This window comes from Spongiactinospora sp. TRM90649 (genome assembly GCF_029382225.1).
In the GTDB taxonomy this organism is placed as follows: domain Bacteria; phylum Actinomycetota; class Actinomycetes; order Streptosporangiales; family Streptosporangiaceae; genus Spongiactinospora.
Map to the genome: position 1 here is coordinate 218,389 of NZ_JARLTC010000005.1, position 13,705 is coordinate 232,093.

At 71.8% G+C, this 13,705-nt stretch carries 10 protein-coding genes; 5 read left to right on the forward strand and 5 right to left on the reverse strand.

Annotation, left to right across the window (positions count from 1 at the left end):
• Positions 1–7: 7 nt before the first annotated feature.
• From P3X83_RS06525 to P3X83_RS06545, 5 genes are all read right to left on the reverse strand, one after another.
• On the reverse strand, positions 8–4,402 hold the full coding sequence (locus P3X83_RS06525) for a MupA/Atu3671 family FMN-dependent luciferase-like monooxygenase (RefSeq protein WP_277303943.1): 4,395 nt from the start codon (positions 4,400–4,402) through the stop codon (positions 8–10).
• A 169-nt stretch (positions 4,403–4,571) separates the two neighbouring features.
• On the reverse strand, positions 4,572–5,672 hold the full coding sequence (locus tag P3X83_RS06530) for a serine hydrolase domain-containing protein (protein WP_277303944.1): 1,101 nt from the start codon (positions 5,670–5,672) through the stop codon (positions 4,572–4,574).
• Between the two features lie 97 nt (positions 5,673–5,769).
• Complete coding sequence (locus P3X83_RS06535; RefSeq protein WP_277303945.1) at positions 5,770–6,075, reverse strand: hypothetical protein; 306 nt, start codon at positions 6,073–6,075, stop codon at positions 5,770–5,772.
• Positions 6,076–6,103: 28 nt separating this feature from the next.
• Positions 6,104–6,907, reverse strand: a complete 804-nt coding sequence (modA, locus tag P3X83_RS06540) for a molybdate ABC transporter substrate-binding protein (protein ID WP_277303946.1) — start codon at positions 6,905–6,907, stop codon at positions 6,104–6,106.
• A gap of 10 nt (positions 6,908–6,917) precedes the next feature.
• Positions 6,918–7,328: a TOBE domain-containing protein gene (locus P3X83_RS06545; RefSeq protein WP_277303947.1), complete on the reverse strand. Its 411-nt coding sequence runs from the start codon at positions 7,326–7,328 to the stop codon at positions 6,918–6,920.
• Positions 7,329–7,603: 275 nt separating this feature from the next.
• Here P3X83_RS06545 and P3X83_RS06550 point away from each other — a divergent pair, with 275 nt between their 5' ends.
• The 5 genes from P3X83_RS06550 to P3X83_RS06570 all read left to right on the forward strand — a co-directional run bounded on the left by P3X83_RS06550 (position 7,604) and on the right by P3X83_RS06570 (position 13,632).
• Complete coding sequence (locus tag P3X83_RS06550; RefSeq protein ID WP_277303948.1) at positions 7,604–8,392, forward strand: carbon-nitrogen hydrolase family protein; 789 nt, start codon at positions 7,604–7,606, stop codon at positions 8,390–8,392.
• A 122-nt stretch (positions 8,393–8,514) separates the two neighbouring features.
• A complete protein-coding gene (locus tag P3X83_RS06555) occupies positions 8,515–9,411 on the forward strand; it encodes a LysR family transcriptional regulator (protein ID WP_277303949.1) in 897 nt (298 codons plus the stop codon).
• Between the two features lie 109 nt (positions 9,412–9,520).
• A complete protein-coding gene (locus P3X83_RS06560; RefSeq protein ID WP_277303950.1) occupies positions 9,521–11,236 on the forward strand; it encodes a serine/threonine protein kinase in 1,716 nt (571 codons plus the stop codon).
• Positions 11,237–11,516: 280 nt separating this feature from the next.
• Positions 11,517–12,353, forward strand: a complete 837-nt coding sequence (locus P3X83_RS06565) for a hypothetical protein (RefSeq protein WP_277303951.1) — start codon at positions 11,517–11,519, stop codon at positions 12,351–12,353.
• 514 nt (positions 12,354–12,867) lie between these two features.
• Positions 12,868–13,632, forward strand: a complete 765-nt coding sequence (locus P3X83_RS06570; RefSeq protein WP_277303952.1) for a serine protease — start codon at positions 12,868–12,870, stop codon at positions 13,630–13,632.
• The last annotated feature ends 73 nt before the right edge of the window (positions 13,633–13,705 follow it).

Sequence of the window (13,705 nt, forward strand, 5' to 3'; positions counted from 1 at the left end):
GCGGGCCTCACCCGATCAGCCCGCTCTCGCGCCCGGCGGCGGCGAAGACCGCCAGCGCCCGGTCCAGATGGTGCGGTTCGTGCGCCGCGGTGACGGTGGTCCTGATCAGCGCGCGGTCCGGGGCGACGGCGGGCGCGATCACGCAGTTGGCGTAGACGCCCCTCGCCAGCAGCAGCCGGTTGAAGCGCAGGCAGTCGAGCTCCGAACCGATGATCACCGGCACGATCGGGGTCTGTGACGTGCCCGTGTCGAAGCCCAGTTCGCGCAGGCCCCGCCGCCAGCGGTCGGACAGCTCGCGCACCCTGGCGGGCAGCGCCGGTTCGGCGGCCAGGACGCCCAGGGCGGCCGAGGCGGCGGCCACGGCGGGCGGCGGGATGGAGGCGGAGAACAGCATGGACCTCCCGTAGTAGCGGACCCAGTCCATCAGGTGGCGCGGCCCGGCCAGCCAGCCGCCCACGGAGGCCAGGCTCTTGGAGAAGGTGCCGGTGAGCACGTCGGACGCGCCCACCATGCCGAACTCCTCCTCCACGCCGCGCCCGCCGGGACCGGCCACGCCCAGGCCGTGGGCGTCGTCGAGGGCGAGCGGCACGCCGTACCGGTCGCAGATCTCGCGAAGCGCGGGCAACGGGGCAAGGTCTCCCGACATGGAGTAGACGCCGTCCACCATCACCATCGCCGGTGTCGACCGCACGTCCTCGGCCAGACGCAGCTCCAGGTGGGCCAGGTCGTTGTGGCGGAACCGCAGCACCCGGCCGCCGCCGACCGCCGCGCCGTCGAAGATCGAGGCGTGGCACTCCTCGTCCACCAGCAGCACGGTGCCGCCGTTGACGAACGCGGAGAGCAGGCCGATGTTGGCCTGGTAGCCGGTGGTGAACAGCAGGGCGTCCTCCCGGCCGACGAACGCGGCCAGGCGGCGCTCCAGCTCGCCGTGGGCGGGCGTGGAGCCGTTCATCAGCCGGGAGCCGGTCACGCTCGGCCCGTCGGCGAGCGCCGCCGCCGACGCGGCCTCCCTGACCCGCGGGTCGGCGGTCAGGCCGAGGTAGTTGTTGGAGCCCAGCATGACGAGCCGTCGGCCCTCGTGGACCACCGTCGCGCCGTCGTTGTCGCCGAGGTCGAGGTAGAAGGGGAGCAGCCCGGCGTCTCCCAGCTTCGCGGCCAGGTCGAAGCCGCGCGCCTTGGCCAGCACGCCGAGCGCGTTGCGGTGCGGGAGCGCGTGGCGCTCGGCCAGCGCGGCGTTCAGCTCGTCGTCACCGGGCGGGGGCGCGGGGCGCGCCTGACGGTCCTTCAGGTCGCGCAGGTGGCCGAGCCCTTGCAGCACCCGCTGGTCGTCCACGCCGAAGTCGATCAGGCAGGCGATCTCGTCCACTCCGGCGGCGGCCAGCCGTCCGGCCAGCCCGGCGGCCTGGTCGGGTGTGCCGAACAGGGCGCTGGTGCGGTAGTAGCGCTCGAAGGCGTAGTCCAGGACGGTGGCCCGCTCGGCCTCACCGAGCCGGTCGAGCGCGGTCGAACCGCGCCGCCACAGGTCCACCGAGTCTCTGAGGTATTTCTTGAACGGCGCCTCGACGGCGGCGCGGACGGAGGCTTCGTCGGGGCCGAGGTAGGTGTGCAGCATCAGCGTGACATGGCCGGTCCGCGGATCGTGCCCGGCGGCGGCCCTGGCCTTGCGGTAGGCGTCCAGCTTGGTCCGCAGCTCGTCCACGTCCTGGAACAGCAGCGCGGTGAGGATGTTCGCGCCGAGCCGTCCGGCCTGCTCGAACCGCTCCACTCCGCCACTGCAGGTGATCCAGAGCGGCGGCTCGGACTGCACCGGCGGCGGGAAGATCCGGATCTCGGTGGGCGCCCCCTTCCCGTTGGGAAGGGTCACCGACTCGCCCCGCCACAGACGGCGCACGGTCTCGATGCCGTCGAAGGTGACCTGGGCACGCGCCTCGTAGTCGGCGGGGGCGAGAACGAAGTCGTCGGCGTTCCAGCCGACCGCGAACGACAGATCGACACGCCCACCGGACAGGTTGTCGACCACCGCCCACTCCTCGGCCACCCGCACCGGATCGTGCAACGGCAGCACGACGCTCCCCGCCCGAATCCGAATCCCCTCGGTAGTGGCCGCCACCGCCGCCCCAAGCACCGACGGATTAGGAAATAACCCCCCAAACCGATGAAAGTGCCGCTCCGGCGTCCAAACCGCCCTGAACCCATGCCGATCCGCGAACTTCACAGCCTCCAAGAACAGCCGATACCTCCCTCCATCTCCCGCCCCCTCACCCCCCGCATCACTGGAAAAGAAGAACAAACTAAAGTCCAGTCCCTGCGAGCCTGGGCCGCCCCCCACCTCACGCAACACCCCTGCCCCTTCTATCGGCACCGAGGGCACAGCCCGTGAAGGGACGGCCTGCGGCGGCGCGGCCTCCGGCGGTACCGCCCGGCGGGACGCGGACTCTGAAGGTGCGGGGTGCGAGGGTGAGGGGAGGGAGTCGATGTGGGTGGCGAGGGTGGCGAGGGTCAGGCCGTTGAAGAGGGTCTCGGCGGGGATCTTCAGGCCGTAGTGCTCCTCCAGGAAGGTGTTGAGTTCGACGGCCTTGAGGGAGTCGAAGCCGAAGGAGGTCAGGGGGCGGGTGGGGTCGAGGGTGGCGGGGTCGAGGCCGGTTTGGCGTGACAGCCAGGCACGCAGGTGGGTCTCGGTGTCGGCGCCGCGCTCGGTCTCCCGGCCGAGGAAAATCTGGCCCGCCCTGACGCGCTGGATCTTGCCGCTGGTCGTCTTCGGGATCTCCTTCGGGCCGAGCAGTACCACCCGGTGGACGTCGAGTGCGTGGTCGCGGGAGACGATGTGCCGGATCGAGGCCCGCAGGTCGTCCTCCGGGCGGGAGGTCTTGGACCGGTCGATCTCGGCCAGCACGGCCAGCCGCTCCTCGCCGCCCACGTCCACGGCGACCACCGCGCAGCCGCCCCTGCGGACCTCGGGGTGGCTCGCCTCGATCGACCGCTCCACGTCGTGGGGGACGATGTTCCGGCCCCGGATGATGATCAGGTCCTTCAGGCGTCCGGTGACGTAGAGCTCGCCCCCGCGCAGGAAGCCGAGGTCGCCGGTGCGCAGGTAGGTCGTCGCGGAGCCGGGCTCATCGGCCAGGCGGGCGCGGAAGACCGGCTCGCTCCCCTCCTCCCTGCCCCAGTAACCGGCGGCGACGCCCGGGCCGTTCAGCCAGATCTCGCCGATCTCCCCGGGCGCGCGGCGTTCCAGGGTGTGCGGGTCGGCGATGACGACCGTGCCGTCCATCGGGGCGCCGCAGCTCGCGATCACCCGGCCGCCGGTGGCGACCTCCTCGACCGTGCCGCGCTCCAGCGCCGGCGTGGACAGCCGCGCGGTGACCAGCCCGGTGCCGGGAACCGCGCTGCTCACGCCGAGGGTCGCCTCGGCCAGGCCGTATCCGGCGGTGAAGGCGTCGGCGCGAAAACCACTCGGGGCGAAATGGCGGGCGAAGGCGGCGAGCACGCCCGGGTCGATCGGCTCGGCTCCGGCGAACGCCACCCGCCAATTGCTCAGGTCGAGGTCGGCTGCCTGCTCGGCGGACACTTTCCGCACACAATACGAGTAGCCGAAGTTCGGCCCACCGGCCGTGGTCGGGGCGTTTCCGGTGGCGATTTCACGCAACCAGGTGAGCGGGTCGCCGAGAAATGTCATCGGCGACATCAGGCTCGCCGGAAATCCCACGAAGAGCGGCTGCAGAATGCCGCCGATAAGCCCCATGTCATGATGCGGCGGCAGCCAGATGACCCCCCGGCTCTCCGGTGAGTGCCGGTAGGCGCCGCGCACCGCGTCGAGGTTGCGCATCAGGTTCTCGTGCCGCACGATCACCCCGCGCGGCGACGTCGTCGTGCCGGAGGTGTACTGCAGGAACGCGATGTCGCCCGGCTCGGGGAGGATCAGTTCCCCCGGCTCCGGCTCCGGCGCGGGGCCGTCCGCCGGGATCCAGTGCAGGCGGGCCAGCGGCGGATGCCCCGCGCACAGCGCACGGGCCGCGTCGATGATCGCGGCCGGGGCGAGGACGGCCGTCGCGTCGCAGTCGGCGGCGGTCGCCGCGAGCGCGGCGATGGCGGCCGGTTCGTGCGTGGCCACGACGGGGACGGGAACGCGTCCCGCGAGCATGCAGCCCAGAAAGCCGCCCACGAAGTGCGCGCCGAGCCCGGACAGCAGCAGGACCCGGTCACCGGGCCCGCCCACCGCCCGTACCCGGCCCGCGATCCCGGCCGCGGTGCGCCACAGCTCGCCGTAGGTGAGCCGGTCAGGGCCGGAGTCAGGCGCGGGAAAATAGGAGTAGGCGAGCCTTTCCGGCGTCTCCTCCGCCCTGGCCGCCAGGATGTCGATGAGTGTTCCAGCTCGGCGCGGCGCGCGCGAGACGTGAGTCATTTCGCTCCCCCGTAACGACCGTCCACTCTCCTTTTAACTATGGCCAATCACGCGGGGATTCGCGAAGAACGGCCATCCAGGGGGTCAACATCGGGTTTCCGGCGAAAAGGGATGAAACAACTCGGAGTGGCCCCCTGGCCAGGGGGCCACCCCGGTTTCTCGGCCCTGGCTACTCGGCCACGGCGGCGGCGATGCGGGCGGCCGTCTCGAAGTCGACGCTGAGACGGTTCTTGCAGATGCCGAGGGTGCGGCCGGTCTTGGTGTCGAGCCCGGCGTACGCGCCACCGACGCCGCCCCAGCCGTACCAGGTGTCGGGGGCGCCGGGCGCGGCGCCGGGGCGGCCGAGCGCCAGCCCCAGGCTCCACGAGGACGGCATGCCGAAGATCTCGTCGGTGCCGGAGTAGGCGACGCGCGTAAGCCCGGCGGCCCGCTCCGGCGGCAGCAGGCGCACGCCGCCGGCCTCGCCGCCCAGCGCGGCGTACATGCGCGCGACGGCGCGGGCCGACACCTTGCCGCCCGCCGGGATGTCGGCCGCGATCACGTCGTGGCGGTTGCCGAAGGTGGCGTCCGGGCTCACCGCGCGCGGCGCGAGCTTCCAGAACGGCGAGTCGTCGGGCATCTCGAACCCGGCCGCGGCCGGGTCGTCCTCCAGCCGGGCGACCCTCGGGATGTCGCTCTCGGCCACGCCGAACCACAGCTCGCCCACGACACCGAGCGGCTCGGCGATCTCGGTGCGCAGCAGGTCGGAGATCGGGCGCCCGGTGACGCGCCGGACCAGCTCGCCGAGGATGAAGCCGAACGTGTAGGCGTGGTAGGCGGTGGCCGTGCCCGGCTTCCACCACGGCTCCAGCCCGGCGACCCGTGCGCAGATCCGCTCCCAGTCGCAGACCTCCTCCGGCGTCACGTCGGACGGCAGCCCGGGGATGCCCGCGGTGTGGGTGAGCGCGTGCCGGATGGTCGCGCCTTCCTTGCCGTGCTGGGCGAACTCCGGCCAGAACTGGGCGATCGGGGCGTCGTATCCGGCCTCGCCGAACGCGCCCCGCTCGGCGAGCATGTGCACGATTACGGCCGTCATCGCCTTGCCCACCGAATAGGCGTAGAACGGCGTGTCGGCGGTGACGGGCCGGCCGGTGACCGAGTCGGCCTGGCCGGCGACGACGTCGACGATCTGCTCGCCGCCCTCGTAGACGGCCACCTGGAGACCGACCTCCGCACCGCTGCCCACCAACTCGTCGGCGATCCGCTGAATCCGCGACTGAAGCGGTGCCATCGTGTGTCCTCCCATGTCAGCGGCCCGATTCCTGCGACCGGGCCGGTCAGGCCCGGTCAGCATAGGTGGTGCCACCGACAGAAAAGTCCGGTGTCGCTCAGGGCCCTCCGCCCCGGCAGACACGCACCGGCACGCCCGCCCAGTGCAGGGCGAGAAGCGGCCCGGACTGGCCTGGTTGGTGGACGCGTTCGCGGGTCACGAGGTACTCGGCGGTGACCGTGCCACGCGGCCCCGTGTCGTCCGGCCCCGTGTCGTTCGGCACTGGCACGCGGACGAGGCCGAGATCCTGGTCGACGCGGGTGAGCAGTCCGTGGCACGGGCCGCCCAGGCAGACGGCATTGGCGGCGGACCGGCAGGCGGCCTCACGCCGCCCACCCCGCCCGGCCCGCCTCTGCGGTGTCACATCCGTGCTCCCATCCGCGTCATGCCGGTCAGGGGGCCTGGAATCCGGCCTTGGTCAGCACGTCCTTCCCCTGCGGTGACAGCACCAGCTCGACGAATCCCTTGGCCAGGTCCGGCGCGGGCGCCTTGGACAGGGCGGCGATCGGATAGTCGTTGATCGCCCTGTCGGCCTCGGGGAACTCGATGCCGGTTACCTTGCCCGCCGCGGCGATCACGTCGGTCTTGTAGACCAGCGCGGCGTCCACCTCGCCCAGCTCGACCTTGGTCAGCGTGGCCTTGACGTCCTGCTCCAGGGTCACCGGGGTGACCTTGAGCCCGGCGGCGTCCAGCGCCTTGACCGCCGCCGCGCCGCACGGCACCTGCTCCGCGCACAGCGCGACCTTGACGTCGGGGCTGGTGAGGTCCTTCAGGTCGTCCACCTTCGCCGGGTTGTCGGCCGGGACCGCGATCTCCAGCTTGTTGCGCACGAACGTGGCCGGTGCGGCGGCGAGCGACGCGTCGGTCACGGACTCCATCGTCGCCGGGCTGGCGGCGGCGAACACGTCGGCCGGCGCGCCCTGGGTGATCTGCTGGGCGAGCGTGGCGCTGGAGCCGAAGTTGAAGGTCACTTTGGTGCCGGGGTGGGCGGCCTCGAACGCCTTGCCCAGCTCCGTGAAGGTGCCGGTCAGCGAGGCGGCGGCGAAGACCGTCAGCGACGTGGCCCCCTTGGCGGAGCCGGACGGCAAGGCTCCGGCGCCTGCCGGGGTGGGGCCGCTGGTTCCGCAGGCCGAAAGGCCCAGCGTCAGGGCGAGGGCGGGGACGGTGAGGGCCCAGCGGGAAGGACGCCTGATCACCTGGCACTCCTTAATGACTCGCTGTGCGAGCGTTGTCGGGAATCTCCACGACGACGTTGGTGGACTTGATCACCGCGACGGCCATCACCCCGACCTCCAGGCCGAGTTCGTCCACGGCCTGGCGGCTCATCAGGGAGACCACGCGGAACGGCCCGGCGGCGATCTCCACCTGGGCCATCACCGCGTCCTTGACCACCTCGGTCACGATGCCGCGGAAGCGGTTGCGGGCCGAGGAGAAACCCGTGCCGTCCTCCGTCGCGACCTGGGCCCTGGCGAACGCGGCCAGGTCGGTGCCCGCCACCATGCGGTGGCCGAGCACGTCACGCCGCGCGGGCAGCCGACCGGCGTCGATCCAGCGCCGCACCGTGTCCGCGCTGACCCCGAGCAGCGCGGCGGCCTCGCTGATTCGAAACGTCGTCATGTCCATCACCCTATCTTCGTAGATACCGGCCGCAAGCCCCGGCATTCCTTGCAATCACAAAGTCATCAGTGCATTCAGTACCGTATATGAGATGCATGGACCCATCCGGCCGATACCGGCGGACGGCTCCGCATCGATCATCCCGCGCCCCGGGGCGCGGCCGCCCTGAATGATGCCCCGGTGACGACCCGAGTGGCACACCGTCCGCCTGAGCGATGCGGGTTGACCGCTTCCACCTATGATTGGCGGGTCTGACCGGTTAAAGGGGGCGGCCCATGCACGACCGGCTCGGCATCGCGGCCGCCCAGCCGCGGTGCGTGCCGTACGACCTCACGGCGAACGCGCTCGCGCACGCGACGGCGGTGAGGTCGGCGCGGTCGCGGGTGGTGGTCTTCCCGGAGATGTCGCTGACCGGATACGAACTGGACGCCCCGGCGGTCGGCCCCGCCGATCCGCGGCTCGCGCCGCTGGTGGACGCGTGCGCGCGGACCGGCTCGGTGGCGTTCGCGGGCGCGCCTGTAGAGGGCGCGTCCGGCCGTCCGCACATCGCGACGCTGATGATCGACGGCGACGGGGTAACGGTGGCGTACCGCAAGGTATGGCTGGGCGACGCGGAGGCCGCGCGGTTCGCCCCGGGAGCCGAACCGGTCGCCGTCGAGGTGGACGGCCTGCGCCTCGGCCTCGCCGTCTGCAAGGACCTGAACGTCGCGCGGCACGCCCGCGACACGGCGGCCCTCGGCATCGACGTCTACGTGGCCGCGGCGCTGAAGTTCGACTCCGAGGCGGACGCCATGGCGGCCCGCGCCCGCGAGATCGCCGCCGGACACGGCGTCTGGGCGGTGGTCGCCGCGTTCGCGGGGCCGACCGGGGGCGGATACGAGCGGACGACGGGCCGTTCCGGCGTCTGGGCGCCCGGGGGCGAGCAGGTCGCCCAGGCCGGGCCGGAGCCGGGCGACATGGCCCGCGCCACCATCACACGCGCCTCTGTCATGGGCGCGACCGTCACAGACGCAACCGTCATAGACGCAACAGCGACCAGCGCCATCGTGACCAGCGCCCGCTGAGCCCTCCGGCCCTGGGCCACCACCGTCTCCTCAACATCCCACAGTGGCCGCATCCATCAGATACCAACCTCTAAGGGAAATATCTGCATCAATGGGATTTATTGTGATCGAGTATGAATAACGTGGAGATCCGGGAGCTCCGCTACTTCGTCTCCGTGGCCGAGGAGCTGAGCTTCAGCCGGGCGGCAGAGCGCCTGGGCATCGCCCAGCCCCCGCTCTCCCGCAGCATCCGGCGACTGGAGGCCAAGCTCGGCCTCAGGCTCTTCGATCGGACCACCCGCCTGGTCTCCCTCACCCCGGAAGCCGAGGAACTGCTCGATTCCGCCCGTTTCGTCCTCACCGCCTTCGACGGGGCGCTGCGCCGCGCCCGCCGTACCGCGACGGGCCGGCCGCCGCTGCTGGTCGCCGCCCGGTCGGCGGACGCCGCGCTGCTGGCCAGGATCCGCACCCGCTACCAGGCCGTGCCCGGACGGCGGGCGGTCAGCGCCATGGTCACCGGCTGGCAGGACCCCGCCGCCCTGGTGCACCGGGGCGAGGCGGACGTGGCCCTGCTGCGCAGCCCGTTCGACGCGACCGGGCTCGACTTCGAGCCGCTGCACAGCGAGCCCCGTGTGGCCGCGCTGCCCGCCGGGCACCGGCTCGCCGGGCGTGATCGACTGGAGCGCTCCGACCTGGCGGAGGAGATCTTCCCGCACCGGCCGGGGGCCGGAGCCGACGTCGCCGCCTACTGGAGCGGGCGGGACCGGCCCACTCTGCCCCGCGTTCCGGTCCGGCAGGGTCCGGCGGTGTGCGACCTCGCGCAGGCGATCGAAACCGTCGCCTCCGGAGAGGCCGTCGCCTATGTTCCACTTTCAATGGCCGAACGCCATCCGTTGGCGAATGTCGTATACGTCCCGATGGCCGATCTCAGCCCCAGCGTCGTCGCCGTCGCCTGGCCGCGGGCGGCCACCGCGGCGTACATCGGCGACTTCATCAGGGCGGCCGAGGACATCGCCCACGAGGGCCGCCTCGACGACTGAAACAAATAGTCACGAATAGAAACACTTATCTCGACATAAGGTCATCTTGCGGATAACTTCCGACCATAACCAGATCTTTCCCCGCCGATTCGTGCGTAGGGAGTCCGCTGTGGCGAACCGCCCCCAGGGCTGGCAGGTGCCCGGTCACACCCATCTCCGTGAGCTGGGGTCGGGTGCCTCAGGGCGGGTGGTGCTCGCGCGATACGACGCGGACGGCACCCACGTCGCCGTCAAGTACCTGTCCGGCGACCTGCTCGCCGACCCGCGCTTCGTCGCCCGCTTCAGGGAAGAGGCACGGTTCATCGCCACCCTCGGCGGCCCGCACATCGCCCGGCTGCTGGACTACGTGGAGACCCCGGACGGCGCGGCCATCGTCATGGAACTGGTGGACGGTGTCACCCTGCGCCGCCTGATCAGGGAACGCGGGGCGACCGGGCCGCAGGCCGCGCTCGCCGTGCTCAAGGGCGCGCTGCTCGGGCTGGCCGCCGCGCACGAGGCGGGCGTGGTGCACCGGGACTTCAAGCCCGAGAACGTGCTGGTCACCGTGGACGGCGGCAGCCGTCTCGTGGACTTCGGCATCGCGGTGCCCTCGGGGGACGCGGCCGGGGTGGCGGGCTCGCCGCCGTACATGGCCCCGGAGCTCTGGCGGAACGATCCCGCGAGCCCGGCCACCGACGTCTACGCGGCGACCGCCGTGTTCTTCGAGTGCCTGTCTGGGACCCGGCCGTTCGACGGGGACATCACGGTGCTGGCCCACCGCCACGCGCACTCGCCGCCGCCCGTCGAGCGGGTCGAGGAGCCGCTGCGCGAACTGGTCGGGCACGGCCTGGCCAAGGATCCCGCGGACCGCCCGCCGTCGGCGGCGGCCTTCCTGGTCGAGCTGGAAGAGACCGCCCGAGCCGCCTACGGGGACGACTGGGAGCGGGAGGGCCGCCTGGGGCTGGGCGGCCTGGCGGCGGCGCTCGTCGGGTTCGGCGTGCACGCACCGCCCGAGCTGACCATGAGCACGTCCCTGGCTCGGACGATGCTGCGGCCGGTCCTGCGGCCCAAGGCGGTCATCGCCGGGACGCTGGCGATCGCCGCGGTGACCGGGGCCGTGGCCACCGTGGCCGTGGTCAACTCCGAGGACCCGGCTCCCACGCCCGTGCTGGCCGCTCCGCGCACGCCCGCCGCCACATCGGTCGCCACGGCCGACCCGCCGCGGGCGAAGCCGTCGCCCGGCTTACCGACCAGGAGCGAACGCCCCAGAGTGGAGTCCTCGTCCGTCGCCACCCTGCCGATCGCGGTCCTGCCGCCGCAGGAGGAGGCACGGACGCGGGCACCGGTCCCCCGGCCGAGCGCGTCGCGTCCGGACGAGACGCGCAGGCCGCGCGTGCCCGCCCCGACCGTCTCCAGGCCGCCGCGTTCCCAGCCGCCGGAGGAGCCGCGACCGCAGCCGCAGAATCCCGGGCCGACGCAGACCTTCCGGCCCCAGCCGAGCATTCAGCAGCCGCCGCCGGACGTACCCGAACGGCCGAGACCGGCACCGCCGCGCGCCGAGCCGATCCGGCCGCCCGAGCCGGAGCGTCCCCAGCCGATCCGGCCGCCGCTGCTGCGGATCGAGATCTCCGCGTCGATCGGCCTGCCGGTGTTCAAGCCGAAGAAGATCCCGTTGCTGGACGGCAATCTCCTGCGCGACCTCACGACCAACCTGCTGGGCATGGCCGTCATTCCGGGTTCGGTGCTGCTGGGCCGGGGCTGGGCGCGACGGCGGGCGAGAAACCTCCGTCGAACCGGGCTACCTACTTCGATTTCCGGACGAAATCCCACCGATCCCACAGATTGACAAGATTTTCGACACCCGGTTGAGCTGCTAGAAGTCCTTCCAGAGCACCTCCGGCGCGATAACGGCCCGCATGGGCCGCGTTGACGCGGGCAGGCTTTCCCGCGCCCGCCGGAGGGACGCCTCGGCACGGCAGGAGTTCTCTTCGGCGCGGCACGGCGGTATGCGTCTTAACGCCGCCGTTATACCGTGACGCGCTTAGCTGGAGGACATGGGTATGCCATCAAATCCCGAAAAGTCAACCAACGAGCCGCAGGACGGCCCCAAGCGGCCACATAGACGCGTGTCGCGTCCGGCCGTCCTCGCCACCACGGTCGTGCTCGTGGCGGGGAGCGGCATCGGCGTCGCCGCGGCCAGCGCGTCATCCCCTGGCCCGACGCCCCCCACCCCCGAGCCCACCGTGACCGTCAGCGAGACGCCGACCGGCACGATCAGCCCGCCCGAGCCGACCCCGACCGACTCCGGCACGGTTCCGCCCACCGTGGAACCGACGCCCCCGACGCCCACCCCGAGCCCCACCGCGACGGTGTCACGGTCGCAGGCACTCGCCTTCCTCGGCACACCGCACGGGGAGTTCGTGGTGGGAACCAAGGATCCGTGCGTCTTCGTCACGCTGTTCACCCACACCGGGGAGGCCACGGCACTGGCCGAGAACTCGATCACGGTGCGCAGCCAGGACGGCTACGAGCAGGTCTACGCGATCGACGACAACACCAAGATCGTGGCGGGCCGCAGGGGCGGCGGCGAGGTACGCCAGGGCGACTGGGTCTCCGTGACCGCCACGGGCAACGGGACCTCGGCGACCGCGGGCTACGTCTTCGACCTGACCCGCCCGCACAAGAACCTCTGGCGCGAAAAGAACCGCTGGTGGCCCGGCGGCCACTGGTGGGACCGCACACCCAAGTGGCGCACCCCGACCCCGTGCCCGACTCCGCCCATCCCGTCCCCCACGACCACGCTGCCCCCGACCGACATCCCCACCGACATCCCCACCGACGTTCCGACGGACATCCCATCCGGAACCCCGACCGAAATCCCCACCGACGTGCCCACCACGACCCCGATCCCCAGCGTCACCCCGACCGTGACCCCGACCCCCACCCCGACGCCCACTTCCTGAGCGTCCGGTTCCCGCCCGCCACCTGACACCACGAACGGGCGGCACCCTCACGGCGGCGAGCGGCCCCAGACCCGGCTGCCGCCCCCCGCCACTCCCTAACCGCCCCTCCGGGGCGCTCCCCCCTTGTACGCAGAAGCACCGCGCCACCGAGCTCTTCGACCACGCGGACCCTGCCGTCCACCACGCACGGTCCGCGGCGAACCTCCGGCACGCTCCCGCATCCGCAGAATCGATCGCCGCACTGTCCAGCACACGTCGCCGCCGCCATCCCGAGCACGGTGCGATCGCGCATGCTCGGCCATCCGATTGGCGCGCCGGCCCCGCGTTTCGCCTGATCACCAGGTGGGGCTGCCCGAATGGTCAGAAGATGAGCATCGATCGGGCTGTCAGATGGCCAGTGGTGTGCCTGACAGTTCTTCTGGCGGCTCTTCGCCACCACGACGAACCGCCGCATCGGACGGGTTCACGTCTCGACGATCCCGTCCTGCCATGTCCCCGAACGAAGGAAGCGATCTTGCGTAAGCTCGGCCTATTCCTGGCCATCTGCTTCTCGACGCTCACCGTCATCCTCGCCGGCGGCCCATCGGCACAGGCCATCGTCGGCGGGAAGGACGCGACAAAACCGTACTCGTTCATGGTCTCGATCCAGCAGGAGAGGGAGGGCACCCTCCTTCACGACTGCGGCGGCAGCCTCATCTCACCCTCGTGGGTACTCACCGCGCGCCACTGCCTCGACTCCGAGGAAGAGGTTCCGGAGAAGATCCGGATCGGCAGCCTGCGCTGGGCGAGCGGCGGAACGACCCGCACCGCGGAGCGGATCGTGCTGCACCCGGACGGCACGGACGTGTACGACATCGCGCTGATCAAGCTCAACGCCCCGGTGACCAACACCCCGATCCGGATCGGCGCCGCCCCGGCCGAAGGCCTGCCGGTCCGGCTCCTGGGCTGGGGATGCACCAGGCCGGACATCTTCCTCTGCGCGGAACCTCCTGCCGTGCTCCAGCAGCTCGACTCCCAGATCCGGCCGGACAGCACCTGCGACCCGTCCGGCGGCCCGGTGAATCCGGGCTGGGAAGTCTGCACCGGCAACCCGGAGGCCCAGGAAGGCCCCTGCCGCCGTGACTCCGGCGGCCCGCTCGTGACGCCCACCCCCAGCGGCTGGAGACTGGTCGGCACCTTCAACCGGATGAGTCCGAGTTGCGACGCCGGCGCCGGCGTCTACGCCAACGCCCCCGCCCACCGCACCTGGATCGAAAGCATCACCGGCCCCCTCCCCTAACCTCTCCTTCCACCCCCGATCCGGCCGCCCCCAGCGGCCGGATCACCCTCACGGCGACCATCGGACCGTACGA